Source organism: Pseudoduganella sp. R-34 (genome assembly GCF_049904655.1).
Classification (GTDB): Bacteria; Pseudomonadota; Gammaproteobacteria; order Burkholderiales; family Burkholderiaceae_D; genus Rugamonas.
In genome coordinates, this window is record NZ_CP184572.1 from 1,315,191 (window position 1) to 1,339,009 (window position 23,819).

The window sequence follows — 23,819 nt, forward strand, 5'->3', positions numbered from 1 at the left end:
ATCTGCCAGTGGCGCCGGCAGCGGCGCCGCCCCTACACTGTGGCGACCAATTCCAAGTACCGCTCCATGACGAATTTCGACAAGAAGCCCATTGCCGCGGCAGTGGGCATGGCCATGCTGTGCCAGCTGGGCACAGCCGCTGCGCAGGAGGTGCCGCTCGGCGCCGATCCCAATTCGCGTTCGGCGTTTGACACCAAGATGTACCGGGTGGAAGTCAAGACCCGCCCGCAAAGCGACCTTGACCTGCGCCGCAACGCTACGGTGGCCAGGCAGACTTTTGGCCGCGAGGAGATCGACAAGTTCGGCGACAACAGCCTGAATGAGGTGGTGCGCCGCCTGCCCGGCGTGGATATCCAGAACGGCCAGCCGCGCCTGCGCGGCCTGGGCGCCGGCTATACCCAGATCCTGCTCAATGGCGAGCCGGCGCCCAACGGCTTCTCGCTGGAGCAGCTCAACCCGGCGCAGGTGGAGCGCATCGACATCCAGAAGGCCGCCACCGCCGACCAGAGTGCGCAGTCCATGGCCGGCAGCATCAATATCGTGCTGCGCAGCGTGCCGAAAAAAGTCCAGCAAAGCGTGCGCATCGGCATGGCCTACGGTGTCGAGCATCCCACGCCCAATGCCAGCGCCCTGTATAGCGCGCGGGCCGGCGACCTGTCCTATTCGCTGCCGCTGTCGGCCTACGAATACCATGGCCGGGCCGACATGCGGGCCAGCCGGCTGGTGCCGCAAGCCGGCGCCGACACCGGCTTCGCGCGCCAGCTGGCCGCCCAAGATATGTGGGGCCACAGCGTCAACACCTCGCCGCAGCTGAACTGGCGCATCGACGAAGAGCAGGGCCTGAACCTGCAAGCCTTGCTGCAGCGCTCCGACTGGCACAGCAAGGTGCAGTTCGATAACCTGGCGGCCAGTTCGCCGGCGCTGTTCGAGGACCCCAGCCGGAATTCGGGCAGTTCCCGCAACCATCGCCTCAGCGGCCAGTGGCAGCGGCGTTTTGCTGCCGACCGCAAGCTGGAGCTGAAATTTACCGGTGGCGAGGCTGCCAATGATTTCGACAACCAGACTTTCCGCGCGGGCCAGCCCTACCGCCGCAGCGTGGGCGACAGCCGCGACCGCAGTTTCACCCAGTCGGGCAAGGTCGGCCAGCTGGTGGGGGAGCAGCACCGGCTGTCGGCCGGCTGGGAACTGGAGACCAGGCGCCGCGACGATGAGCGCCGCATCACCGTGCTCGGGGCCGACCAGTTGCCGGGGATCGACGGCTTGCCGCTGTCAGCCCGCATCAGGCGGCAAGCCTGGTACCTGCAGGACGAGTGGGAACTGTCCGAACAGTGGCTGCTGTACGGCGGCATACGGCGCGAAGCGATCACCACCCGCAGCGACACGCTGGAGCGTCCGGTACGCAACCACAGTGCGGTGCTGTCGCCTTTATTGCACATCAATTTCAAGCCCGATGCCAAGGGACGCGACGTGCTGCGCGCCAGCCTGACGCGCAGCTACAAGGCGCCGGACCTGTATGCCATGCTGGCGCGGCCCACCCTGAGCAGCATCTACCCATTGCCGAGCCAGGGCAACGATTCGGTGGCTGCCGACCGGGTCGGCAATCCCTTGCTGCGGCCAGAACTGGCAAGCGGCCTGGACCTGGCCTACGAACACTACTTCAACGGAGGAGGCTTGTTCAGCATTGGCGTGTTCCACCGCCGGGTGAAAGACCTGGTACGCAATGTCACCACGCTGGAAGATCCCGACTGGGCCAGCGTGCCGCGCTGGGTCAGCCGGCCCGTGAACCTGTCGCGCGCCAGCAGCAGCGGCGTCGAGCTGGAGTTGAAAGGCCCGGCGGCGCAATTGCTGCCCGGATGGATCGATCCGAAGACGCGCCTCGAGCTCAGGGGCAGCCTGAACTTTTACAAGAGCAAGGTGAATGCGGTGCCTTTGCCCAACAGCCGGCTGGATGGCCAGCAGCCCTGGTCCGGCACTTTCGGCTTCGATTACCGGGCGCGCAGCCTGCCGCTGGCAGTGGGCGCCAACCTGTCTTATACGCCCGGCTATGTCACGCAGCAGACCATGTCGCAGGCGCTGGCGTTGACCCGCAGCCGGGCCATCGACCTGTATGCGCAGTGGACGCTGAACCCGCAGGCCAGCCTGCGCCTGGGCGCCACCAACGCTGCCTCGCAGTGGTCGGGGCGCACCACTACTTCGGAGGATGGGGCGATGCTCGAGGTGGCGAAGAAAACGCGTCCAAGCTACACCTTTGCGCTGGAAATCAAACTGTAGCCGGCCGCTGTTCAGCACCCGCAGGCGGGTTCGCGGCCGCTGGTGTGCGCGGCCTTGCGCAGCAAGCTGCCCTCTCCTGTGCCGGAGGAGAGGTAAAGACGTTCGTCGTAGCCGCAATTGTCGTCGGGGATGGCCAGCAGCAGGTCGCCCTTGCCGTCGCCATCCAGGTCGCCGGCCCAGTAGACGACGGGCGTGGTGTCGCCTTCGTAATGGCCAAGCGCGTCAACGGCGAACAGGAACTGTTTGGCGGAGTCGCCGGTAAGGTGGTAGCGCTTGCGTCCTTCGGCCGTTTTCACCCAGGACAGCACCAGCGGCTGCGCTCCTCCGGGCAAGCTCCATTTACCCAGCTTGCGCAACTTTCGTACTGGGGGCTGCCGAAATACTGCTCGTCGTTCATCGCGTGCCAGGTGACGACCTTGCCGGGCTTGAGCGGCAGGTTGGCGAATACCGCGCGCGGCTTGCCGTCGATGGCGACGCTGTCCAGGCTTTCATCTTCGTCCAGGATATTCTTGGCTCTGCCTGTGCCGACATCAACGCCGACGGGGCGCAGTTCGCATTCCAGCTTCCGGCAGAACAGTCCCAGCCAGGCCGCATTGCGCGGAATGGAATTCGGCACGAATGACCGGGTGCTGTCGATGATGACAGCCGTATCGGCCGCGCCGGCAGTGCCGGCGCAAGTGAGCAGCAAAGCGGCTAGCGAGCGTCGCATCAGGCGTGGTACTCGATGATCAGAGGTGCATGGTCGGAGAACTTTTCGTCCTTGTAGACCGACACGGTATGCGCCTTGGATGCGATGCCAGGGGTGGCGACGTGGTAGTCGATGCGCCAGCCCACATTCTTGGCGTAGGCCTGGCCGCGGTTGGACCACCAGGTGTATTGCTCGGGGCGCTGGTCGAGGCCGCGGTGCACGTCGACGTAGCCGACTTCGTCGAACAGCCTGGTCATCCAGGCGCGTTCTTCGGGCAGGAAGCCGGAGTTCTTCAGGTTGCCCTTCCAGTTTTTCAGGTCGATCTCTTTGTGGGCGATGTTCCAGTCGCCGCAGATCACGAACTCGCGGCCTTCGGCGCGCAACTGCTGCAGGTGAGGCAGGAACAGGTCCATGAAGCGGAACTTGGCGAGCTGGCGCTCTTCCGACGAAGAGCCGGACGGGCAGTACACCGAAATAACGGTCAGGTTGCCAAAGTCGGCGCGCACGTAGCGGCCTTCGGCATCGAACTCGGGGCTGCCGAAGCCGATCATCACCCGGTCAGGCGCCACCTTGCTGTAGATGCCGGTGCCGGAATAGCCTTTCTTTTCCGCGTAGTGGAAGTGGCCGTGGTAGCCGTGCGGGTTGAGGAATTCCTCGGTCATGTCCGGCGCCTGCGCCTTCAATTCCTGCACGCAGATGATGTCGGCGTCGATCGTCCCCATCCAGTTGAAAAAGCCCTTCTTGGCGGCGGAGCGGATACCGTTCAGGTTTGCGGAAATGATTTTTGGCATAGGTGTTCCGGTTAAAATATCGGCACTTTGAACAGAGATGGGTGCACTATGAGCAATTTGAGGCAAGAGTTTATCGCGTTTTCCGTACAGGCGGGAGTGCTGAAATTCGGCGAGTTTACGACCAAAGCAGGGCGGCAATCGCCCTATTTCTTCAACGCCGGCCTGTTCCATGACGGCGCGACCTTGGCCCGCCTGGCCGACTTCTACGCCCAGACCCTGCTGGACTCCGGCGTTGAATTCGACATGCTGTTCGGCCCGGCCTACAAGGGCATCACCCTGGCCTCCGCGACCTCGATGGCGCTGGCAGGCAAAGGCCGCAACACCTCCTTCGCCTACAACCGCAAGGAAGCCAAGGACCACGGCGAAGGCGGCACCCTGGTGGGCGCCAAGCTGACTGGCAAGGTTGTCATCATTGACGATGTGATCTCGGCCGGCACTTCGGTGCGCGAATCCGTGGAGATGATCCGCAACGCTGGCGCCGAGCCTTGCGCCGTGCTGATCGCGCTCGACCGCATGGAGCGCGGCGGCAAGGATGGCCAGATGTCCGAGCTGTCGGCGGTGCAGGAAGTGAGCAAGAACTATGGCATCCCGGTGATCTCGATCGGCAACCTGTCCGACCTGTTTGCCTACCTGTCGGCCGATCCGTCGCTTGCACAGTACAAGGACGCGGTAGCCGCATACCGCAGCAAGTACGGCGTGGAATAAGCCGCGCTGGCGCCAGCCGGGCGTTGTGCTAGACTGTGATTGCTTCCTTACAACATTTAGATCGAGGAAAGTAATGAACATCGCAACGCTCAAGGTGTACGGCGACGAAAGCGCGGTCGCAGACGTGCGGGACGGGCTCCCCAGCGAGCCCGAAAGCGACTGGAAGAAGGGCGACACCAGCCCGACCGGCCGTACCCGCCTTGACCACGGCTTTTATGCCACGCTGGGCACCGACCCCGATCCGGACGGCCTGATGCGCAAGGTGCGCGCCTACCTGCACGAATGCCAGGCGCGCGGCATCACTTTCGATGTGGCGCCGATCCAGGCTGAATTGCGCGTTGCTTTCGCCCCCGCCGCGCCCAACCAGGGCGCTTCCACCCTTGATTTCACGCTGGCCGACCTCTCGCTGTTGCTGGAGATGGGCATCGCGCTGAGCATTTCCTCGTGACCGCATGAACCGATTCGCCGAAGACCGCTTCGCCACATTCAAGGGGCGCAATGGCGCCGAACGCAAGATCCATATCTGGGAGCCCGAAAAGCCTGCGGCCGGCGTGCTGCTGGCCATCCACGGCGGACTTGCGCATGCGGGCGACTATGTGACGCCGGCGCTGTATTTCAAGCAGCACCGTTTTGCTACCGTGGCGTTCGACCTGTGCGGACATGAGAATGCGCGCCGGGTGGATATTCCGGACTTCGGGGTATTTATCGAGGAAGTGGAACTGTTCCTGCATTGGGTCAAGCAGCATTACCCGGGCGTGCCGGTGTTTATCATGGGGCATTCGATGGGAGCGCTGATTGCGACGCGCTTCGGGCTGGAGAGGCTTGAGCGTGATCCGCTGGTGAAGGGCTTTGTGCTGTCGTCGCCTTATTACGTGAATGCGATCAAGGTGCCGGCGGTGCTGGAGAAGCTGTCCGGCTTGCTGGCGGCGCTGGCGCCGACCATGAAGGTGCCGATGGCGTCGCTGACCGATGTGCTGACGCATGATCCGACGATTACGGCGCGCCATCATCGCGACGAGGCGGACGATGTGCGGGCGCGCGAGTGCACGGTGCGGTTCGGCGTGGCGCTGCAGGGCGCGCAGAAAGGTCTGGCGGAGAAGATGCCGACCTGGCGCTGGCCTTTATACGCGGTCGTTGCTGGGGATGACAAACTGGCTGATCCGAAGGCTACCTTGGACCTGCTGGCGATGATTGATCCCAAGCTGCTGGAGTGCCATGTACAGCATGAGAACTATCACGAGAATTTCAATGAGGTGAATCGCGAGGAGATCTTTGCGGATATTCTTCGCTGGATGTGCGGGCACCTGCCAAAACCGGTAAACCAGGGTCAGACACAAGTGTCTGACCCTGTATGATCTCGCGGCCGCGGTGTTGGTTCTAGTCCTTTGACTTTTGTCGAAGATCAAAATCGCACAACCGCAACCCCTGGCTGTGCCGCAGACGGGGTCTGACCCTGCGGGTCAGGCCCAGGTTTACAGGGTTTAAGAAGCCAGCTTCTTCTTCAGCAGCTCGGTCAGCTGGGCCGGATTGGCCTTGCCTTTCGAGGCTTTCATCGCCTGGCCGATCAGCGCGTTGATGGCCGCTTCCTTACCCGCGCGGTACTGCTCAACGGACTTCTCGTTGTTGGCAATAACCTCATTGACGATTGCTTCCAGCGCGCCGGTGTCGGAAATCTGCTTCAGGCCTTTCTGCTCGATGATCGCATCGACCAGGTTCGGGTCTTCCGACTTGGCTTCCCACATTGCGCCGAATACTTCCTTCGCGATCTTGTTGGAGATCGTGCCGTCGGCGATGCGCTTCAGCATGCCGGCCAGCTGCACAGGCAGTACCGGCGCTTCAGTGATCTCCACGCCTTCGCGGTTCAGGGTCGACGACACATCGCCCATCAGCCAGTTCGCTGCGGCCTTGGCGTTCTCCTTGCCTGCTGCAGCAACCACGGCCTCGAAATAGGTGGCCATGCCCTTGGAGGCGGTCAGTACCAGCGAATCGTATTCCGGCAGCTTGTACTCTTCCACGAAACGCGCGCGCATCACGGCCGGCAGTTCCGGCATGGATGCCTTTACACGCTCGATCCAGTCGGCGCCGATGGTCAGCGGCGGCAGGTCCGGGTCAGGGAAGTAGCGGTAGTCCTGCGCGTCTTCCTTGGTGCGCATTTCGCGGGTGACCTTCTTGTCCGGATCGTACAGGCGGGTCGCCTGCACCACCTTGCCGCCGTCTTCGATCAGTTCGATCTGGCGCGCGACTTCCACGTGCACGGCTTCTTCGATGAAGCGGAAAGAGTTCAGGTTCTTGATTTCGCAGCGGGTGCCGAATTCCTTCTGGCCTTTCGGGCGCACGGACACGTTGATGTCGCAGCGGAACGAGCCTTCCTGCATATTGCCGTCGCAGATGCCCAACCACATCACGAGGCCGTGCAGGGCCTTGCAGTAAGCCACTGCTTCGGCTGCGGAGCGGATCTCCGGTTCGGAAACAATCTCCAGCAGCGGGGTGCCGGCGCGATTGAGGTCGATGCCCGACATGCCGTGGTAGTCCTCGTGCAGCGACTTGCCTGCGTCCTCTTCAAGGTGAGCGCGGGTCAAGTTCACGGTGCGCGTGACGAACTGGCCGTCCTTCTCGAAGCCGAAGGTCAGCTGGCCGCCCTGGACGACTGGATCTTCGAACTGCGAGATCTGGTAGCCCTTCGGCAGGTCAGGGTAGAAATAGTTCTTGCGGGCGAAGATCGACTGCGGGGCTACTTTGGCGCCGACGGCGAGGCCGAAGCGGATCGCACGGTCGACGGCTTGCTTGTTCATCACTGGCAGCACGCCTGGCAGCGCCAGGTCGACCGGGCTGGCCTGGGTGTTTGGTTCGGCGCCGAACTTGGTCGGCGAGCCGCTGAAAATTTTGGAGTCGGTAGTGAGCTGTACGTGGTTCTCAATACCGATGACGACTTCCCATTCCATATTCTTTTCCTTAAATCGAAGAAGGCGCGCGTTTATGCCAGTCAGTAGCTTGCTGGAACTGGTGGGCCACATTCAGCAGCTTCGCTTCAGCGAAGTAGTTGCCGATGATTTGCAGGCCGACCGGGCGGTTGGCGTTTTTCTCGCCTTCGCCGAAACCGCAAGGGATGGACATGCCAGGCAAGCCTGCCAGGCTGGTGGACAGGGTGAAGATATCGGCCAGGTAGTTCGCTACCGGATCGTCTGCCTTCGAGCCCAGGTCCCAGGCCACGGTCGGTGCCACTGGACCCATGATCACATCGCACTGGCTGCCCAGCACATTGGCGAAGTCCTGCGTGATCTTGCGGCGGATCTTCTGCGCTTTCAGGTAGTAGGCGTCGTAGTAGCCGTGGCACAGGATGTAGGTGCCAACCATGATACGGCGCTGCACTTCAGGGCCGAAGCCTTGGGCGCGGCTCTTCTTGTACATGTCCTGCAAATCCTTGTAGCCCTCGGCGCGGTGGCCGTAGCGCACGCCGTCAAAGCGCGACAGGTTGGACGAGGCTTCCGCCGGGGCGATCATGTAGTAGGCAGGGATCGACAGCGCGGTGTTCGGCAGCGAAATGTCGACCAGCGTGGCGCCCAGTTCCACGAACTTGGCCAGCGCGGCGCGCACAGCCTTTTCGACGTCGGCAGCCAGGCCTTCGCCGAAGTATTCCTTCGGCACGCCGATGCGCAGGCCGGCCAGCGGCTTGTCCAGGTCGCGGGTGAAGTCTTCGGCAGCGTTGCCTTGTTCAGCGGACAGGCTGGTCGAATCGCGCTCGTCGAAGCCGGTCATTGCCGACAGCAGCAGCGCGCAGTCTTCCGCGGTTTGCGCCATCGGGCCTGCCTGGTCCAGCGAAGAGGCGAAAGCGATCATTCCGAAGCGCGAGGCGCGGCCATAGGTTGGCTTGATGCCGGTGATGCCGCAGAAGGCTGCAGGCTGGCGGATCGAGCCGCCGGTGTCGGTGCCGGTGACGCCAGGGGCCAGGCGTGCAGCGACGGCGGCAGCGGAGCCGCCCGAGGAGCCGCCTGGAACGGCAGACTTGTCCCACGGGTTTTTCACTGCGCCGAAGGCCGAGTTCTCGTTCGAGGAGCCCATGGCGAATTCGTCGCAGTTCAGCTTGCCCAGGGTGACCATGCCGGCGTCCTGGAATTTCTGCACCACGGTGGCGTCGAACGGGCTGACGTAGTTGGCCAGCATCTTCGAGCCGGCGGTCGAGCGCCAGCCTTTGGTGACGAAAATGTCCTTGTGGGCGATCGGCACGCCTGTCAGCGGGGTGGCGGTGCCAGCTGCGATGCGCTTGTCGGCTTCTTCGGCCTGGGCCAGCGTCAGGGCGCGGTCCACGTGCAGGAATGCGTTCAGGTCGCTTTTTTCAATTCGGTCCAGGAAGTGGGTCGCCAGCTGGACAGCGCTGACTTCCTTTTTTTGCAGGAGCTCGGACAGCTCTTTGATTGTTTTGGTGTGCATTCGTTTTCCTCTTTAAACCAGTAAACCGGTGTCAGACCCGCAGGGTCAGACACCAATACGCGGCAGTTGCGGGCCGGATGTCTGACCCTGCGGGTCTGACACCGCCTTACCGGTTTTATTCGATCACCTTCGGCACCAGGTACAGGCCATCTTCGGTCTTCGGCGCCACTTGCTGGTATTCCTCGCGGCGATTCGGCTCGGTTGCCACGTCTTCGCGCAAGCGCAGGGCAACCTGCATGGCATTGGCCAGCGGGTGGGACAGCGGGGCGACGCCCTCGGTGTCCACGGCCTGCATCTGCTCGGCCAGCGCGAAAATGCCGTTCAGCTTGTCCAGCATATTGGCGGAATGTTCAGCGTCCATCTCCAACTGGGCCAGTTTGGCGATGCGTTCAACGTCGTTCAGTGTCAGGGACATGGAATTGTCAAAATGTAATTTATTGGATTGATTGCCTATCACCAGTTAAATCGCGGCAAACGCCGCATAAATCAACGGTTGCGTGCTCGCACAATAGAGTGGATTTAGGGCAAATAACCTGTAGATTATAAGGTACAATCGCGGGTTAATGCGCTGCTGGTGCTGAACACCCGCCTGGCCGCATCTGACCGGATACCTCATATAACGAATTTTGCGCACAGCGCCCTACAGGACACTCATGTTTGGTTTTTTACGTCGCTATATCTCGTCTGACCTGGCTATCGACCTGGGTACGGCGAACACCCTGATTTACGTCCGCGGCTCCGGCATCGTGCTGGACGAGCCTTCCGTCGTAGCGATCCGCCAGGAAGGTGGTCCAAACGGCAAGAAAACGATCCAGGCCGTTGGTAAAGAAGCAAAACAGATGCTGGGCAAGGTACCCGGCAACATCGAGGCGATCCGCCCGATGAAAGACGGCGTGATCGCCGACTTCACCGTCACCGAGCAGATGCTGAAGCAGTTCATCCGCATGGTGCACGACTCCAAATTCTTCCGCCCATCGCCGCGTATCATCATTTGCGTGCCTTGCGGCTCGACCCAGGTGGAGCGCCGCGCGATCCGTGAATCGGCCCTCGGCGCGGGCGCATCGCAGGTGTACCTGATCGAAGAGCCAATGGCAGCGGCGATCGGCGCCGGCTTGCCAGTGTCCGACGCGACCGGCTCGATGGTGGTCGACATCGGCGGCGGCACCACCGAAGTGGGCATCATCTCGCTGGGCGGCATGGTGTACAAGGGCTCCGTGCGCGTGGGCGGCGACAAGTTCGACGAAGCGATCGTCAACTACATCCGCCGCAACTACGGCATGCTGATCGGCGAACAGACCGCCGAAGCGATCAAGAAGGCCATCGGTTCCGCTTTCCCAGGCTCCGAAGTCAAGGAAATGGAAGTCAAGGGCCGCAACCTGTCGGAAGGCATCCCGCGCTCCTTCACCATCTCGTCCAACGAGATCCTGGAAGCGCTGACCGACCCGCTGAACAACATCGTCTCCGCCGTCAAGAACGCGCTGGAGCAGACCCCGCCGGAACTGGGTGCAGACATCGCCGAAAAGGGCATGATGCTGACCGGCGGCGGCGCCCTGCTGCGCGACCTGGACCGCCTGCTGATGGAAGAAACCGGCCTGCCGGTGCTGGTGGCAGAAGACCCTCTGACCTGCGTGGTGCGCGGCTCCGGCCTGGCGCTGGAGCGCATGGACCAGCTGGGGTCCATCTTCTCCTACGAGTAAGGTTGAGTAAAAGGGCAGCGGAAGCTGCCCTTATCAATTGGAAGACATGGAATACAGTCCACCGCCACTGTTCAAGCAAGGCGCGTCCGCCCGTTTCAAGATGATGGTGTTCGCGTGCATTTCGATTGCGCTGCTGCTGGCCGATTCACGCGTGAATGCGCTGACGGCAGTCCGGCAGGGCGTCGGCTTTGTCCTCTATCCCCTGCAGAAGATCGCACTGCTGCCGCGCGATGCCATTAGCGGCATGGGCGACTACTTTTCCACGCTGTCGAAGCTGGAGAAGCAGGTCAGTGTCCTGCAACAGCAACAGATCGCCGCTTCGCAGGCCTTGCAGCAGGCGCAGCTCTACCAGGCTGAGAACAACCAGCTGCGCAAGCTGCTCGATGCGCAGCAGCGCGTGCCGGGCAAGTCGCAGCTGGCTGAAATCCTTTACGAAGCGCGCGATGTGTTCACGCGCAAGGTGATCCTCAACCGCGGCATCCAGCATGGCGTGTCTGCCGGCTTGCCGGTGATCGACAACCAGGGCGTGGTGGGGCAGGTGACGCGCGTGTTCCCGTTCACTTCCGAAGTGACCCTGCTGACCGACAAGGAGCAGGCGATTCCGGTGCAGATCCTGCGCAACGGCCTGCGTTCGGTGGCGGTTGGCCGCGGCCAGTCGGGCAACCTCGATTTGCGCTTCATGGCGCCGACAGCGGACGTGGTGGTCGGCGATATCCTGATTACGTCCGGCATCGACGGCGTCTATCCGGCCGGTCTGGCCGTGGCGCGCGTGGTGCAGGTGGAGAGCAATGCCAGCGGCGCCTTCGGCCGCGTGGTGTGCGCGCCACTGGCCGGTACCGAGCGCAATACCGCGCTGCTGATCCTGATGTCGCTGCCGGAAATGCCGCCGCGCCCTCCGGAAGAAGAGCCGGCCGCCAAGCCGTCGAAGAAGAAAGACAAGGAAAAGGTCAAGGCGGAAGCTGCAGAAGCGCCGAAGGAGGCAACCCGATGAACCGTCCACAATACATCCTGCTGCCTGTCAGCCCGCTGTTCATTTTTTTCAGCCTGTTCTGCGCGGTGCTGCTCAACATGCTGCCGTGGGGCCGCTTCTTCGCGGCGCCGGACTTCGTGGCACTGACGCTGGTGTTCTGGGGTGTGCACCAGCCGCGCAAGGTCGGCATCGGCACCGCGTTCTTCCTCGGCCTCCTGATGGACGTGCACGACGCTTCGCTGCTGGGCGAGAATGCCCTGGCTTATACGCTGCTGTCCTATTTCGCCATCATGCTGCATCGCCGGATCCTGTGGTTCCGCGTGACGACGCAGATCCTGCACGTGCTGCCGCTGCTGTTGCTGGCGCAAACCGTGCAGATGGTGGTGCGCTTCATCGTGGCCGGCAAATTCCCTGGCTGGTTCTTTTTCATTGAAAGCGTGGTGGCAGCGCTGTTGTGGCCATTGGCGACCATGCTGTTGCTGGCGCCGCAGCGCCGCGCCGTGGACAAAGACCACACCCGCCCGATCTGAGCATGACCGAGTTCAAGAATACAGAGCAAGACCTGCACCGCTTCCGGGTGCGACTGTCCGTGCTGGGCGGGCTGGTGTTCTTTTGCTTTTCGCTGCTGCTGGCGCGCTTCATCTGGCTGCAGGTCATCAAGCATAACGACTACATTGCCAAGGCCGAGGATAACCGCATCGCGGTGGTGCCGATCGTACCGAGCCGCGGCCTGATCCTCGATCGCAACGGCGTTGTGCTGGCGCGGAACTACTCTGCGATCACGCTGGAGATTACGCCTTCCAAGCTGGCCGCGCCGATGGAGGACGTGATCGACGAACTGGCCAAGCTGGTGGAGATCACCACCAAGGACCGCCGCCGCTTCAAGAAGCTGATGGAAGAATCGAAAAGCTTCACCAGCGTACCTCTGCGCAGCCGCCTGAGCGATGAGGAAGTGGCGCGCTTCGCCGCCAACCGCTTCCGCTTCCCGGGCGTGGATATCCAGGCTCGCCTGTTCCGCCAGTACCCGCTGGGCGAGGTGGCCTCGCACGTGGTCGGTTATATCGGCCGCATCAATCAGGCTGAATCAAAGGCGCTGGAAGGAACCGAGTACGAAGCCAATTACAACGGCACCGAACATATCGGCAAGGAAGGCCTGGAAAAGAGCTACGAACGGCAACTGCATGGCGTGACCGGCTACGAGGAAGTGGAGCGTACCGCCGGCGGCCGCGCCATCCGCACGCTGTCGCGCACGCCTGCGACGCCGGGCTCCAACCTGATCCTGTCGATCGATATCGAACTGCAGAAGATCGCGGAAGAAGCTTTCGGCGAATACCGCGGCGCGCTGGTGGCGATCGAGCCGAGCACCGGCGACGTGCTGGCTTACGTCTCGCGCCCCGGCTATGACCCCAACCTGTTCGTGGACGGTATCGATGCGCAAAGCTGGAACGAACTGAATACCTCGCTCGACAAGCCGCTGATGAACCGGCCGCTGTCCGGCACTTATGCGCCGGGCTCCACCTTCAAGCCCTTCATGGCGCTGGCGGCGCTGGAAACCGGCAAACGCACCACCAGTCAGGCGATTGCGGACCCGGGCTTCTTCTACCTTGGCACCCACAAGTTCCGTGACGACGTGGTGGGCGGGCACGGCATGGTCGACATGCGCAAGTCCATCGTCGTGTCCTGCAATACTTACTACTACATGCTGGGCCGCGACATGGGTATCGATTTGATCCATGATTTCATGGCGCCGTTCGGCTTCGGCCAGCTTACTGGAATTGATCTGGAAAACGAGAAGAAAGGCGTGCTGCCGTCGCAGGAATGGAAGCGCCAGCGCTTCAAGAAGAACCCGGCGGCAGGCAAGTGGGTGGGCGGCGACACGATTTCAGTCTCCAACGGCTCCGGCTACAACAACTACACGCCGCTGCAGGTGGCGCACGCGGTGGCCAACCTGGCCAACAACGGCGTGGTCATGAAGCCGCACCTGGTCAAGATCATCGAAGACGGCGGCACCCGCAAGCGCACCCTGACCGTACCGAAGGAAAGCTACCGCATCCCGCTCAAGCAGGCCAACATCGACTTCATCAAGGATGCGATGGTGGGCGTGACCACCGAGCCCGGTGCGACCGGCTACCGCGCCTTCCTGAATGCCGGCTATACCGTGGGCGGCAAGACCGGTACCGCGCAGGTGGTGGCGATCAAGGCCAATGAAAAGTACAACGCCGCGCGACTGGATGAACGCTTGCGCGACAATGCCTGGTTTACCGCCTTCGCACCGGCAGACAAGCCGAAGATCGTGCTGGCGCTGATCGTGGAGAACGCAGGCTTCGGCGGCGCCGTGGCCGCGCCGATTGCGCGTAAAGTGCTGGACTATTGGCTGCTGGGCAAGCGCCCGACGGAAAAGGAAACGACGCCGGTGCCGAAGGAAGATGCGGTCACCGTGCCGGTGGAAGACCTGCCTGAGGCGGACGTGGATGCCGCTGCCGAGCGCCGCGCGCAGCAGCAAGGCCAGGCAGGTGGACAGCCGGCAGCGGCAGCGCCGCAGACGCCTGCACCGGTGCCGCAGGCGCCAGCGCCGGCGGACCAGAAGCCGCCGGCCGGCCCGCCGCGCAAGAGAGAATAAAGGAGGCAGCATGCCAATCAATGAAAGGCGTTCACTGTGGCGGCGCATGCGTCCGTACGTGACGGTATTCGATGGCCCGCTGATGCTGGTCATCGTCCTGCTGCTGGCGACCAGCCTGGTCGCACTGTATTCGGCCAGCATCGGCATTCCCGGCAAGATCGAAGACCAGTTGCGCAACATCGCCATGTCTTTCCTGGTGATGTGGTTCGTGGCGAATATTTCGCCGCAAAACATGATGCGCGTTGCGCTGCCGGCCTATGTGGTGACGATTTCGCTGTTGCTTGCGGTGGCCTTGTTTGGCACCATCAAGCTGGGCGCGCGGCGCTGGCTCAACCTGGGTTTCGTTCAGATCCAGCCTTCCGAATTTGCCAAGATCGCGGTGCCGCTGATGCTGGCCTGGTACTTCCAGCAGCGCCACGGACATATGCGCTGGCATGCATATGCGCTGGGCGCGGTACTGCTGCTGGTGCCGGTGTTCCTGATCGCGCGCCAGCCCGACCTGGGCACGGCGCTGCTGGTGGTGGCGGCGGGCGCCTGTGTGATTTTCCTGGCCGGCCTGGCGTGGAAAGCCATTCTTGCTCTGGTGGTGATGGGCGCTGCCTGCCTGCCGGTGGCCTGGTCGATGATGCACGATTACCAGCGCGAGCGGATCATGACGCTGATCGACCCGACGTCCGACCCTCTGGGCAAGGGCTTCCACATCCTGCAGTCGACCATCGCCATCGGCTCCGGCGGCGTGACGGGCAAAGGCTGGACGCAGGGCACCCAGGCCCACCTTGAGTTCATTCCCGAGCGCACCACCGACTTCATCTTCGCCGTGTTCTCCGAGGAGTTTGGCCTGATCGGCAACCTGGTGCTGATGTTCCTCTACCTGCTGCTGATTGGCCGCGGGCTGATGATCGCCTCGGGCGCGCCGAACCTGTTTACCCGCCTGCTGGCGGGCGCGATCACGATGATTTTCTTCACTTATGCCTTCGTCAACATGGGCATGGTGAGCGGCATCCTTCCGGTAGTGGGCGTGCCACTGCCGTTCATAAGCTACGGTGGCACTGCGCTGCTGACACTCGGATTGGCATCGGGCATCCTGATGTCGATCCAGCGACATAGAAAGCTGGTGCAAACTTGAAGAAGCACGCAATCCGACTCCTGCCGCTTGCGGCAGCCGCACTGCTGGCCGCTTGCGGTACCACGCAGACCGACTCCACTTCGCGCAAGCCGCCGCCGCCCGTGACGGCCAAGCCGCAACCGGGCATTCCGGCGCTGCCGGCCGCCGGCTCCGGGCGCGGCGCCTACTACCAGGACGACGGCCCGGGCGACAACCCGCCATCGGGCTTGCTTGAGACGCCTGATGCGGAGGTGCGCAACGATCCTCTCGCGCCTTACTCCAATCGTCCTTACGTCGTCTTTGGCAAGACCTACAAGCCTATCCCGCTTGGCTCGGACTTCAAGCAGCGCGGACTGGGCACCTGGTATGGCAAGAAATTCCATGGCCAGCGCACCTCGTCCGGCGAGATCTACGATATGTACAAGATGACGGCGGCGCATCCGACGCTGCCGATTCCTTCTTATGCACGCGTGACCAATGTCTCCAACGGCAATTCGGTGGTGGTGCGCATCAATGACCGCGGGCCGTTCCACTCCACCCGAATCATCGACGTTTCCTATACGGCGGCGCTGAAGCTTGGCCTGCTGGTCAACGGCATGAGCCAGCTTGAAGTGGTGCACCTGCCGCCGGCCGAGATCGAGCGCATGATCGCGGCGCGCAAGGCTGGCGGCAGCGCAGCGGCCACCGCTTCGGTGACGACGCCCCAGGCGCCGCAAAGCATGCCGAAGGCGGCGCCCATGCTGGCGTCCTCCAATGGCGACGAAGCCAGGCCGGTGTTGCTGGGCGGTGCAGGCGAGCAGGGCTTCTACCTGCAGCTGGGTTCTTATGCACGCGAGGACGGCGCCGACGGCCTGCGCAAGCGGCTGGAAGCAAGCGACGCCAGCCTGAAGCTCGACGTCGAGCAGGCTGGAAAATTCTACCGGTTGTTCGCCGGCCCTTACGCGAGCCGCGAAGATGCGCAGGCAGCCGGCAAGGCGCTGCCTTCAAGCCTGAAGCTCAGGCCTATCGTTATCGAGCGCTAGAGCAGGAACGGGTTTCCTGCTCGGGAAACTTGGCGGTGATCTTGGCGATGCGCGTCCTGGCGTCTTCGCTGAGGTCGCGGAACTGGAAGTACACCTGCTTGCTGCTGGTGTAGCGCGGCGCCACGCGGGCCGGTTGCACGCCTTGCTTGACCAGCGCGGCCAGTTGCGCCTGCGCGGCTGCCTCGGTGCGGAATACGCCCAGCGAGATACCCCATCTCAGCGGCGAGCTATCGTTCAGGATGAAGAAATTGGTGACGCCGAGTTCACGCAACTCGTCCGCCTTCTTTTCGGCGGCAGCGCGGCTGGCTTGCGGCGGGATGTGCACGATGTAGCTCGACACTTCCTGTTCGGCCACGTTGCGGCGCTGCTGGCGGTCGCCCAGTTCCAGCGGCGCCAGGCGGTTTTCAAACTTGCGCGCCTCGTCCAGCGCGAAGTTGCCCACTTCCACGCAGGCGACGGTGGCCGGCTCGTCGCGCGGTACCGGCGGTGGCGGGGCGAGTGCTGCTACCGCGCTTTCGGCCTTGCTGGCGCTGATCAACTGAAGCTTGTCGGCATTCTGCTGCTTTTGCAGGCGTCCAGGTTCATGCTCGTTGCCGCTGAATTGGCCGAGGTAGCCCTCGCCGTACGCATACAGCGCGGCATTGGCGACCAGCAGCAGGGCAAATATCAGTTTCAGCACGGGCGCTCCATACGGGTCAGGCGCTGCGCAAGGCAGCGTGCAGTCCAATCATCACAATGTTCTCGACGTGGCGGTGCGGCACGGGGACCGCTGGCGCGACGTAAGGCGCGGCGCCGCCGGAAATAATACATTCTACGGCCTGGTGCAGCTCGAACGCGCGTTCAATCGCACCGGCTTGCGCGGCCAGGCAGCCGGACAGGATGGCGTCGTCGGTGTTGTCGGCGAAGCCTTCCGGCAGCTTGCCGGGCTTGATCTGCGGTAGCTGGGCAGTGTTCCTGGCCAGCGAGGTGGCCATCAGGCCCAGGCCCGGCAGGATCATGCCGCCCAGGAAAGTGCCGTCAGCGGTGATCGCGTCGATCGTGGTGGCCGTACCGCAATTGGCGACCACGATGGCTTTGCCCGGGCACAGGGCGCGGGCGCCGATGGCCGCGGCGAAACGGTCGCAGCCAAGCTGCGCGGGATTACGGTAGGCATTGCGGACGCCGGCGCGCTCCGGGATGGAGGCGAACCATTCGATGGCTTGCGGATCGAGCTGCAGCTGCGGCGCGGACAGCCAGCCGGCCAGCATGTCGCGCACGGACTGGCCGGCCACGTTGGCGATCAGCACGCGGCTGATGCCGGGCGCGGCGGGCGCACCGGCAAGGGCACCGGCCAGTGCCGCCGGGAACTCGGCGGCGTCAGCATGCATGTGCGCACCTTGCACCAGCCAGTCGCCGAGGGCGGCGCCGGGGGCAACGAGCGCCCATTTGATGCGGGTGTTGCCGGCATCGATCAGCAGTTGGTAGCTCATGGCGCAAGCCTCAGCGAAACATCGCCCGACAGCACGGCCACGCGGCCAGCCGGCGTATCGAGCAGCAAGCGGCCCTGGTCATCGACGCCGGCGGCCAGTCCTTCCTGCTGGACTTCGCCCTGGTCGAGCAGCCGTACCGGCTGCCCGCGCCAGGCCTGCAGCGCGTTCCAGCGTTCGGTGAAGGCGGCAAAGCCGGTAGCGTCGAATTCCGCCAGCACCGCACACAGGCGGCTGAGCAATTGCGCCAGCAAGGCATTGCGGTCCATCTGCGCCAGCCAGGGGGCCGAGGATACTTCGCGGCCGATGGCCGCCTCCATCTCGTCCGGCATCAGCAGGTTCATGCCGCAACCGATGACGGCCCAGATGGTGCCATCCGGCGCAGCCTGGGTTTCGACCAGGATGCCGGCCAGCTTGGCGCCATCCTTCAGCATATCGTTCGGCCATTTGAGCTGGACGGGCACGCCCAGTCCATTCACGGTCTCGGCCAGCGCCACGCCGACAGCCAGCGGCAAGCCCACCATGCGGTGCAGCGGCGCGCGGAACGGCCAGGCGACGGAGAACGTCAGCGATGCGCCCGGCGCGGAGAGCCAGCTGCGGCCGGCGCGTCCGCGGCCTGCGGTCTGGCGCTCGGCCACGCGCAGCACGGGCCCGCTCAATGCGGCCGCCCCCGTCTGCACCGCGCAAGGCACGCGCGCCAGCAAGTCGGCGTTGGTCGAGCCGGTTTCGTCCACCACTTCAATGGCGACGTGGGATGCGCTGTCGGCGACCAGCGCACGGATTGCCGCAGCAGCGAGCGGTGTTGCATTCATGTTGTGCCCTTGCGCGCCTTGTGCGGCGCCTTGGCGAAAGCCCGGTCGAACAGCCAGTTCGGCAGCGCGCGCAACAAGCGCGCAATCATGCCTGCGCCGAAGGGAATGACCCGGTAGCTGTCGCCTCGCTCGATGCTGCGCGCTGCGGCGGCCGCGAAATCGGCAGGCTGCATCAGGAACGGCATCGGATATTTGTTCTGTTGCGTCATCGGCGTATCGATATATCCCGGCGCAATGGTGACCACCTTGATCCCGCTGCCGCGCAATTCGACCCGCAGCGCTTCGCAATACACCCGTACCGCGGCCTTGGACGCGCTGTAGGCGCCCCCGCCCGGCAGGCCGCGCACACCGGCAACGCTGCCAATGCCAACCAGGCGCGCCGGAGAGCCCTGCGCGCGCATCGGCGCGATGAAAGGCGAAAACGTCGCCACCGTGGCCGTGACGTTGGTGGCGATGATCGATTCGAAGACCGGCAAGTCTTCCGCCAGTTCAGTGATGGTGCCGTGCGAGATGCCTGCGCTGGCGATGACGATGTCGCAGCCGCCGGCATGGGCCAGGAAAGCTTCTGCAGCGCTGCGCAGCGCTGCATGGTCGGTGACGTCGGCCGCGTAGCAGCGGTGGCGCTCCGGATTGGGAAGGGTAGCGGCAAGCGCCTGCAGCGCCTCCGCGCGGCGTCCCAGCAGGCCGAGAACGCAACCTTGGGCGGCGTACTGCGCCGCCAGTGCCGCGCCGATGCCGCTGGAGGCGCCGGTGATGAAAACGCGCTTCAAGGTCTTACTTCTTCTCCGCCTTTGCCTTGGCCACCAGGAAATCCAGTACCGTCAGCGCATTGGCGTGCTGCTGGGCCTCGCTTGGCACCGGCTTGATGCTCTTGTTGGCTTCGGCAGGGGAGGTCATGTACTTGCCATCGACGATCAGCATCGGCCAGTAGTCGACCCGGTAATCGCCCATCATGCGTTCCGTGCGGCGCACCTTGGCCGCTACGCCAAAGCCGTTATAGGCTTCGGTAAATTTGGTCTTGTCGATGCCGTTGCTGGCGGCCCAGTCGATCACCGCGGCGTCGTTGCGCAGGGAATTGCCCTGTTCATGCATGGCGTTGAACACTTTCGCATGGTTCTGCTCCACCAGGCCGAGGGCTTCCAGCGCGAAGAACAGCTTCTGCTGCGGCAGCACGGACGGGCCGCGGCTCACATGGATGCGCTTGAACACCACGTTGTCGCCTTGTCGCTTGACCCAGGCGGCCATGGCCGGATCGAGTACATAGCAGTGCGGGCAGTAGTAAGCGAAGAACTCGATGACTTCAACCTTTTTGCCGGTGTCTACCGGCTGCGGCTCTGGCAGCACCACGTAATCGGTGCCGGCCACTGGCGCCGCCGGAGAGGCAATGGCGCCGAACGCGACGCCGCACAAGAGCGCGGCCAGGATCTGCTTAAACAGTTTCATCGCTCGCACTTCCCTTATTTTTGATTACGGACGACGGCAACATCGATGCCGTTTTCAGATAGCTTGGCGCGCACCTTGTTCATGGCCTCCACCTGGGTGAAAGGACCCATGCGCACGCGGTGCAACACGCCGGCGTCGGTGGCGCGGTCGGACACCGTCGCTTCGAAGCCCAGCAGGGCCAGCTTTGCGCGGGTGTTTTCGGCGTCGCCGACTTCGCGGAAGGCGCCGGCCTGCAGGTAGTACACGAATTTGTCTTCGCCTGGCAGGGCAGGCGCCGGGGCGGCTGACTGCGCCGGTGGCGCCGCGCTGTTGACCGGCGGCGGGGCCGCGGGCGAAGTGGTGGCAGGCGCCGGTGCCGGTGCCGGAGCCGCTGGCGCTGCCGCCGGGGCCTTGGCCGGAGCATGGCCCTGCGCCTGGATGTTGTCCACTACCTTCTGCAGTTCATCGGCTGGAGCTGGCTTCGCGTTATCGCGCTCGAATTCGCTGTTTGCCTTCTTCACCGCATCCTTGTTGCCGTACATCGGCTTGTTCGGATCGGCGATCTGGCCGGATGCTTCATCGGTCGGCTTGCCGTTTTTCGGCGCCTTGTCGGTGAACGGCGTCTGGCCCTTGGTGATGCTCAGGGCGACGACGACGGCGATGACCAGGCCGATGACCAGGCCGATGATGAAGCCAACCAAGGTATTACCTTGTTGCAGACGCGGAGAAAAGCGCGAGGAGCGAAAAGCCATGTGGACCTTACATTTGGTTAGGAGCAGAAACACCGATCAGTGCCAGGCCGTTGCGCAGCACCTGGCGGGTAGCGACCATCAGGGCCACGCGGGCCAGCTTGGTCGCTTCGTCTTCCACTAGCACCTTTTCGGCGAAGTAGAAGGAGTGCAGGGCGGCGGCCAGGTCGCGCAGGTAGAAGGCTACCTGGTGCGGGCCCAGTTCCGCCTGGGCGCGGGCCAGCACTTCCGGATACTGCGCCAGGGCGGCCAGCAGGGTCGCTTCGGTCGGCGCGGTCAGCGGCGACAGGTCGACGTTGGCGACCGAGGCTTCGTCGCCGCCCCAGTTTTCCAGCATGCGGCAGATACGCGCATGGGCGTACTGCACGTAGTAGACCGGGTTTTCGTCGGAAGTTTTCAGGGCAACGTCGACGTCGAACACGAATTCGGTGTCGGCTTTGCGCGAGATCAGGAAGAAGCGCACGGCATCGCGGCCCTTGGTGATGTCGCCGCCGCCGGACCATTCGATCAGGTCGCGCACGGTGACGTAGGAGCCGGCACGCTTGGAGATCTTCACCTCGGCGCCGTCCTTCATCACGGTGACCATCTTGTGCAGCACGTAGTCGGGGAAGCCTTGCGGAATGCCCAGTCCGACCGCCTGCAGGCCTGCGCGCACGCGGGCGATGGTGCCGTGGTGGTCGGAGCCCTGCACGTTGATGGCCTGGGTGAAGCCGCGCTGGAACTTGACGATGTGGTAGGCGACGTCCGGCACGAAATAGGTGTAGCCGCCGTCGGTCTTGCGCATGACGCGGTCCTTGTCGTCGCCGTAGTCGGTGGTGCGCAGCCACAGCGCGCCGCCGTCTTCGTAGGTGTGGCCGTTGGCGACCAGGGCTTCCACGGCCTTTTCCACCTTGCCGTCGGAGTACAGCGAGGATTCCAGGTAGTAGTTGTCGAACTTCACGCCGAAGGCCTGCAGGTCGATGTCCTGCTCGTTGCGCAGGTAGGTCACGGCGAAGGCGCGGATGTTCTCGATGTCTTCCACGTCGCCGGAGCCGGTGACGGGCTGGCCGTCGGAGGCGGAAACGGTCTTTTTGGCCAGGAAATCGGCGGCGATATCGGCAATATAGTCGCCGTTGTAGGCCGATTCAGGCCATTCCGCGTCGCCCGGCTTGAAGCCCTTGGCGCGGCACTGGACCGAGGTAGCCAGGGTCTGGATCTGGACGCCGGCGTCGTTGTAATAGAACTCGCGGGTGACCTTGGCGCCTTGCGCTTCGAACAGCGAGGACAGGGCGTCGCCCAGGGCGGCCTGGCGGCCGTGGCCTACGTGCAGCGGGCCGGTCGGGTTGGCGGAGACGAATTCGATGATGACGTTCTTGCCGGCCAGCGATTCGCTCTGGCCGAAGGTCGCGCCCTGTTGCAGCACGGTCTTGACCACGGACTGCTTGGCGGCGTCGGTGACGCGCAGGTTGATGAAGCCCGGGCCGGCGATGTCGGCCGATGCGACCAGGTGCTTGCCGGCCGGGTCTTCCTGCAGGGCGGCGACGATCTTCTGCGCCAGCTCGCGCGGGTTCATCTTGAGCTGCTTGGCCAGCTGCATGGCGATATTGCAGGCGACGTCGCCGTGCGATGGGTCGCGCGGGCGCTCCAGCACCACGTTGGCTTTAACGTCGGAACCTTCCAGGATAGGCTTGAGGGCGGCCTGGAACAGGGAAATGATCTCTTGCTTTTGTTGGGCGAGCATGTGAATAGCCGGGAACGTCTGAAAGAGGGACATTATACTGAAAAGCGTATCATTCCCTCTATTGCTTGACTTGACTCAGTGGATGGCTTGATTGTCCTGTTACGCTGTGGTTTTTATTGGCTGGAGACTCCAAATGCTTTCGCTGTCAGAATTGCAAGAATTGGCCTGTGCCCTTCCCGTCGAAGACAGGGCCCGGCTGGTGCGCGCGGTTTTGGATTCGCTGCCCGATGAGGGCTGGGGTTCTTTGCATCCGGACTGGATGGCGGAAATTGACAACCGTCTGGCAGCATTTGAACGAGGCGAGTTGGACGCTATTCCGGCCGAAGAGGTATTCAAGCAAGCATATAAAAAGGCGAGCTAAATGGCGGCTCGCTTCCTTGCGCCAGCGAGGAAGGAACTCCTCGACCATATTGATTTTTACGACGCGCGTCGACCCGGCTTAGGGAAGTTGTTTGTTCGGGCCGTGGAGCGCGCGGTTCGGCTGGCAGAAGCATTTCCTGACGCCGGGTGTCCCATTGCGGAATCTGTCCGGAGGATAGTGGTCCGCAATTTTCCGTTTGAATTGCTCGATAAGACAGAGTCACATGGCATTCTGATCATCGCAATTGCACATCAATCCCGGCAACCGGGATATTGGCGTGATCGCATATGACGGCGGTTTCATGGCTTAGGTCGGTCTTGTCCCGGGTTACAATCTTGGTTTTCACAGATTTACCGCGATGAATACGGCCGCCCGGCCGTGCCGCCGGCTGGCGGGCGCGATAACAGGATTGCAATGACTAAGAAAGAGCGCCCAACTTTATCCCTCAAACCCAAGGCTAAACCGGCTGCACCGGCGGCCAAGGCGCCTCGTGCGCAGGGGGATGGCGGACAGCGCTCCGCTGGTTCGGACCGTCCGCGTACCGCCGGCCCGCGTCCGGCTGGCCAGCCGCGCGGCGAATCAGCACCACGGGCCAATACGCCGCGCCCGAGCGGCGAGGGGGCCCAGCGCGGCTTCGGAGCACGCCCTGACCGCGAAAATCGTGGCGAAGGCCGCAGCGAAGGCCGTGCCGACCGCGAGCAGCGCAGTTTCGCGCCGCGTTCGGACCGGGAAAACCGCGGCGAGGGCCGCGACGACCGTGGCCAGCGCAGCTTTGGCACGCGCTCAGGCGGCGAAAACAGCCGCAATGAAGGCCGTGGCGAAGGAGTCCAGCGTGGTTTCGGCAGGCGCGAAGGCGCCGATTTCCGCAACGATTCGCGTTCGGATCGCCCACAGCGTGATTTTGGCCGTTCGGCCGGCGGCGAAGGTGCAGGTTCCGGCTCGCCTTGGGCAGCCCGCAAGCCTGCGGCTCGTGGAGAAGACGCACCGGCGCC

The 23,819-nt window shown here is 63.4% G+C and carries 25 protein-coding genes; 12 read left to right on the forward strand and 13 right to left on the reverse strand.

Annotation, left to right across the window (positions count from 1 at the left end; genetic code table 11):
• The first annotated feature begins 66 nt into the window (after positions 1 to 66).
• The gene (locus tag ACN9MW_RS06100) at positions 67 to 2,271 is read left to right on the forward strand and encodes a TonB-dependent receptor plug domain-containing protein (protein ID WP_426168637.1); all 2,205 of its coding nucleotides are present in this window, start codon (positions 67 to 69) and stop codon (positions 2,269 to 2,271) included.
• A gap of 11 nt (positions 2,272 to 2,282) precedes the next feature.
• Here ACN9MW_RS06100 and ACN9MW_RS06105 read toward each other — a convergent pair whose 3' ends face one another.
• From ACN9MW_RS06105 to ACN9MW_RS06115, 3 genes are read right to left on the reverse strand one after another with little or no spacing between them, the layout of a single operon-like run.
• The gene (locus tag ACN9MW_RS06105) at positions 2,283 to 2,579 is read right to left on the reverse strand and encodes a hypothetical protein (protein ID WP_426168640.1); all 297 of its coding nucleotides are present in this window, start codon (positions 2,577 to 2,579) and stop codon (positions 2,283 to 2,285) included.
• The gene (locus tag ACN9MW_RS06110) at positions 2,564 to 2,980 is read right to left on the reverse strand and encodes a hypothetical protein (protein ID WP_426168642.1); all 417 of its coding nucleotides are present in this window, start codon (positions 2,978 to 2,980) and stop codon (positions 2,564 to 2,566) included. Before ACN9MW_RS06110 ends, ACN9MW_RS06105 begins: the two co-directional genes overlap by 16 nt.
• Positions 2,980 to 3,750 (reverse strand): exodeoxyribonuclease III, encoded by a 771-nt coding sequence (locus tag ACN9MW_RS06115; RefSeq protein ID WP_426168645.1) that lies wholly within the window; start codon positions 3,748 to 3,750, stop codon positions 2,980 to 2,982. The genes ACN9MW_RS06110 and ACN9MW_RS06115 overlap by 1 nt, the downstream gene beginning before the upstream one ends.
• Positions 3,751 to 3,798: 48 nt before the next feature.
• On the opposite strand from ACN9MW_RS06115, the gene pyrE reads away from it, so the two are divergent.
• The 3 genes from pyrE (at position 3,799) to ACN9MW_RS06130 (ending at position 5,810) form a co-directional block, all read left to right on the forward strand.
• The gene (gene pyrE / locus ACN9MW_RS06120) at positions 3,799 to 4,455 is read left to right on the forward strand and encodes an orotate phosphoribosyltransferase (RefSeq protein ID WP_426168647.1); all 657 of its coding nucleotides are present in this window, start codon (positions 3,799 to 3,801) and stop codon (positions 4,453 to 4,455) included.
• A gap of 73 nt (positions 4,456 to 4,528) precedes the next feature.
• Positions 4,529 to 4,903 (forward strand): hypothetical protein, encoded by a 375-nt coding sequence (locus ACN9MW_RS06125; protein WP_426168650.1) that lies wholly within the window; start codon positions 4,529 to 4,531, stop codon positions 4,901 to 4,903.
• Between the two features lie 4 nt (positions 4,904 to 4,907).
• Positions 4,908 to 5,810: an alpha/beta fold hydrolase gene (locus ACN9MW_RS06130; protein WP_426168652.1), complete on the forward strand. Its 903-nt coding sequence runs from the start codon at positions 4,908 to 4,910 to the stop codon at positions 5,808 to 5,810.
• A 126-nt stretch (positions 5,811 to 5,936) separates the two neighbouring features.
• On the opposite strand, the gene gatB is transcribed toward ACN9MW_RS06130, so the two are convergent.
• The 3 genes from gatB to gatC form a co-directional block, all read right to left on the reverse strand.
• Complete coding sequence (gatB, locus tag ACN9MW_RS06135) at positions 5,937 to 7,397, reverse strand: Asp-tRNA(Asn)/Glu-tRNA(Gln) amidotransferase subunit GatB (RefSeq protein WP_426168655.1); 1,461 nt, start codon at positions 7,395 to 7,397, stop codon at positions 5,937 to 5,939.
• Between the two features lie 10 nt (positions 7,398 to 7,407).
• Complete coding sequence (gene gatA / locus ACN9MW_RS06140) at positions 7,408 to 8,883, reverse strand: Asp-tRNA(Asn)/Glu-tRNA(Gln) amidotransferase subunit GatA (RefSeq protein ID WP_426168658.1); 1,476 nt, start codon at positions 8,881 to 8,883, stop codon at positions 7,408 to 7,410.
• A gap of 115 nt (positions 8,884 to 8,998) precedes the next feature.
• On the reverse strand, positions 8,999 to 9,298 hold the full coding sequence (gene gatC / locus ACN9MW_RS06145) for an Asp-tRNA(Asn)/Glu-tRNA(Gln) amidotransferase subunit GatC (RefSeq protein ID WP_426168661.1): 300 nt from the start codon (positions 9,296 to 9,298) through the stop codon (positions 8,999 to 9,001).
• Positions 9,299 to 9,536: 238 nt separating this feature from the next.
• Between gatC and ACN9MW_RS06150 the strand changes: the two genes are divergently transcribed.
• From ACN9MW_RS06150 to ACN9MW_RS06175, 6 genes are read left to right on the forward strand one after another with little or no spacing between them, the layout of a single operon-like run.
• Positions 9,537 to 10,580 carry a rod shape-determining protein gene (locus ACN9MW_RS06150; RefSeq protein ID WP_028102363.1) on the forward strand — a complete coding sequence of 348 codons (1,044 nt, stop codon included), beginning with the start codon at positions 9,537 to 9,539 and terminating at the stop codon, positions 10,578 to 10,580.
• A 46-nt stretch (positions 10,581 to 10,626) separates the two neighbouring features.
• On the forward strand, positions 10,627 to 11,571 hold the full coding sequence (mreC, locus tag ACN9MW_RS06155) for a rod shape-determining protein MreC (protein ID WP_426168664.1): 945 nt from the start codon (positions 10,627 to 10,629) through the stop codon (positions 11,569 to 11,571).
• A complete protein-coding gene (gene mreD, locus ACN9MW_RS06160; RefSeq protein WP_130316749.1) occupies positions 11,568 to 12,080 on the forward strand; it encodes a rod shape-determining protein MreD in 513 nt (170 codons plus the stop codon). Before mreC ends, mreD begins: the two co-directional genes overlap by 4 nt.
• 2 nt (positions 12,081 to 12,082) lie before the next feature.
• Positions 12,083 to 14,170: a penicillin-binding protein 2 gene (gene mrdA / locus ACN9MW_RS06165; protein WP_426168667.1), complete on the forward strand. Its 2,088-nt coding sequence runs from the start codon at positions 12,083 to 12,085 to the stop codon at positions 14,168 to 14,170.
• A 10-nt stretch (positions 14,171 to 14,180) separates the two neighbouring features.
• Positions 14,181 to 15,296, forward strand: a complete 1,116-nt coding sequence (rodA, locus tag ACN9MW_RS06170) for a rod shape-determining protein RodA (RefSeq protein ID WP_426168669.1) — start codon at positions 14,181 to 14,183, stop codon at positions 15,294 to 15,296.
• A complete protein-coding gene (locus tag ACN9MW_RS06175; RefSeq protein WP_426168672.1) occupies positions 15,293 to 16,297 on the forward strand; it encodes a septal ring lytic transglycosylase RlpA family protein in 1,005 nt (334 codons plus the stop codon). The genes rodA and ACN9MW_RS06175 overlap by 4 nt, the downstream gene beginning before the upstream one ends.
• Here the strand turns inward: ACN9MW_RS06175 and ACN9MW_RS06180 are convergent.
• From ACN9MW_RS06180 to argS, 7 genes are read right to left on the reverse strand one after another with little or no spacing between them, the layout of a single operon-like run.
• Entirely contained in the window at positions 16,284 to 16,976 is a 693-nt protein-coding gene (locus ACN9MW_RS06180; protein ID WP_426168674.1) for an SPOR domain-containing protein, read from the reverse strand. The two genes, ACN9MW_RS06175 and ACN9MW_RS06180, sit on opposite strands and share 14 nt — an antisense overlap.
• Positions 16,977 to 16,992: 16 nt before the next feature.
• Entirely contained in the window at positions 16,993 to 17,766 is a 774-nt protein-coding gene (locus ACN9MW_RS06185; protein ID WP_426168676.1) for a type III pantothenate kinase, read from the reverse strand.
• Positions 17,763 to 18,575, reverse strand: a complete 813-nt coding sequence (locus tag ACN9MW_RS06190; protein ID WP_426168679.1) for a biotin--[acetyl-CoA-carboxylase] ligase — start codon at positions 18,573 to 18,575, stop codon at positions 17,763 to 17,765. The genes ACN9MW_RS06185 and ACN9MW_RS06190 overlap by 4 nt, the downstream gene beginning before the upstream one ends.
• Positions 18,572 to 19,345 carry an SDR family oxidoreductase gene (locus ACN9MW_RS06195; RefSeq protein ID WP_426168682.1) on the reverse strand — a complete coding sequence of 258 codons (774 nt, stop codon included), beginning with the start codon at positions 19,343 to 19,345 and terminating at the stop codon, positions 18,572 to 18,574. The genes ACN9MW_RS06190 and ACN9MW_RS06195 overlap by 4 nt, the downstream gene beginning before the upstream one ends.
• A 4-nt stretch (positions 19,346 to 19,349) precedes the next feature.
• Positions 19,350 to 20,018 (reverse strand): thiol:disulfide interchange protein DsbA/DsbL, encoded by a 669-nt coding sequence (locus ACN9MW_RS06200; protein ID WP_426168684.1) that lies wholly within the window; start codon positions 20,016 to 20,018, stop codon positions 19,350 to 19,352.
• Positions 20,019 to 20,032: 14 nt separating this feature from the next.
• Entirely contained in the window at positions 20,033 to 20,749 is a 717-nt protein-coding gene (locus ACN9MW_RS06205) for an SPOR domain-containing protein (protein WP_426168687.1), read from the reverse strand.
• A gap of 7 nt (positions 20,750 to 20,756) precedes the next feature.
• Complete coding sequence (argS, locus tag ACN9MW_RS06210; RefSeq protein ID WP_426168690.1) at positions 20,757 to 22,466, reverse strand: arginine--tRNA ligase; 1,710 nt, start codon at positions 22,464 to 22,466, stop codon at positions 20,757 to 20,759.
• Between the two features lie 133 nt (positions 22,467 to 22,599).
• On the opposite strand from argS, the gene ACN9MW_RS06215 reads away from it, so the two are divergent.
• On the forward strand, positions 22,600 to 22,827 hold the full coding sequence (locus tag ACN9MW_RS06215; RefSeq protein WP_426168693.1) for an addiction module protein: 228 nt from the start codon (positions 22,600 to 22,602) through the stop codon (positions 22,825 to 22,827).
• On the forward strand, positions 22,828 to 23,118 hold the full coding sequence (locus ACN9MW_RS06220) for a type II toxin-antitoxin system RelE/ParE family toxin (protein ID WP_426168695.1): 291 nt from the start codon (positions 22,828 to 22,830) through the stop codon (positions 23,116 to 23,118).
• The last annotated feature ends 701 nt before the right edge of the window (positions 23,119 to 23,819 follow it).

Excerpts from the sequence above, each read along its gene's own strand:
- ACN9MW_RS06200 (WP_426168684.1), bottom strand. The coding sequence starts at position 20,018 with ATGAAACTGTTTAAGCAGATCCTGGCCGCGCTCTTGTGCGGCGTCGCG.
- ACN9MW_RS06190 (WP_426168679.1), bottom strand. The coding sequence starts at position 18,575 with ATGAATGCAACACCGCTCGCTGCTGCGGCAATCCGTGCGCTGGTCGCC.
- ACN9MW_RS06220 (WP_426168695.1), top strand. The coding sequence starts at position 22,828 with ATGGCGGCTCGCTTCCTTGCGCCAGCGAGGAAGGAACTCCTCGACCAT.
- mreD (WP_130316749.1), top strand. The coding sequence starts at position 11,568 with ATGAACCGTCCACAATACATCCTGCTGCCTGTCAGCCCGCTGTTCATT.
- ACN9MW_RS06215 (WP_426168693.1), top strand. The coding sequence starts at position 22,600 with ATGCTTTCGCTGTCAGAATTGCAAGAATTGGCCTGTGCCCTTCCCGTC.
- mreC (WP_426168664.1), top strand. The coding sequence starts at position 10,627 with ATGGAATACAGTCCACCGCCACTGTTCAAGCAAGGCGCGTCCGCCCGT.
- ACN9MW_RS06130 (WP_426168652.1), top strand. The coding sequence starts at position 4,908 with ATGAACCGATTCGCCGAAGACCGCTTCGCCACATTCAAGGGGCGCAAT.
- pyrE (WP_426168647.1), top strand. The coding sequence starts at position 3,799 with ATGAGCAATTTGAGGCAAGAGTTTATCGCGTTTTCCGTACAGGCGGGA.
- gatC (WP_426168661.1), bottom strand. The coding sequence starts at position 9,298 with ATGTCCCTGACACTGAACGACGTTGAACGCATCGCCAAACTGGCCCAG.
- ACN9MW_RS06115 (WP_426168645.1), bottom strand. The coding sequence starts at position 3,750 with ATGCCAAAAATCATTTCCGCAAACCTGAACGGTATCCGCTCCGCCGCC.
- ACN9MW_RS06110 (WP_426168642.1), bottom strand. The coding sequence starts at position 2,980 with ATGCGACGCTCGCTAGCCGCTTTGCTGCTCACTTGCGCCGGCACTGCC.
- rodA (WP_426168669.1), top strand. The coding sequence starts at position 14,181 with ATGCCAATCAATGAAAGGCGTTCACTGTGGCGGCGCATGCGTCCGTAC.
- mrdA (WP_426168667.1), top strand. The coding sequence starts at position 12,083 with ATGACCGAGTTCAAGAATACAGAGCAAGACCTGCACCGCTTCCGGGTG.
- argS (WP_426168690.1), bottom strand. The coding sequence starts at position 22,466 with ATGCTCGCCCAACAAAAGCAAGAGATCATTTCCCTGTTCCAGGCCGCC.
- ACN9MW_RS06185 (WP_426168676.1), bottom strand. The coding sequence starts at position 17,766 with ATGAGCTACCAACTGCTGATCGATGCCGGCAACACCCGCATCAAATGG.
- gatA (WP_426168658.1), bottom strand. The coding sequence starts at position 8,883 with ATGCACACCAAAACAATCAAAGAGCTGTCCGAGCTCCTGCAAAAAAAG.
- ACN9MW_RS06125 (WP_426168650.1), top strand. The coding sequence starts at position 4,529 with ATGAACATCGCAACGCTCAAGGTGTACGGCGACGAAAGCGCGGTCGCA.
- ACN9MW_RS06150 (WP_028102363.1), top strand. The coding sequence starts at position 9,537 with ATGTTTGGTTTTTTACGTCGCTATATCTCGTCTGACCTGGCTATCGAC.
- gatB (WP_426168655.1), bottom strand. The coding sequence starts at position 7,397 with ATGGAATGGGAAGTCGTCATCGGTATTGAGAACCACGTACAGCTCACT.
- ACN9MW_RS06100 (WP_426168637.1), top strand. The coding sequence starts at position 67 with ATGACGAATTTCGACAAGAAGCCCATTGCCGCGGCAGTGGGCATGGCC.
- ACN9MW_RS06205 (WP_426168687.1), bottom strand. The coding sequence starts at position 20,749 with ATGGCTTTTCGCTCCTCGCGCTTTTCTCCGCGTCTGCAACAAGGTAAT.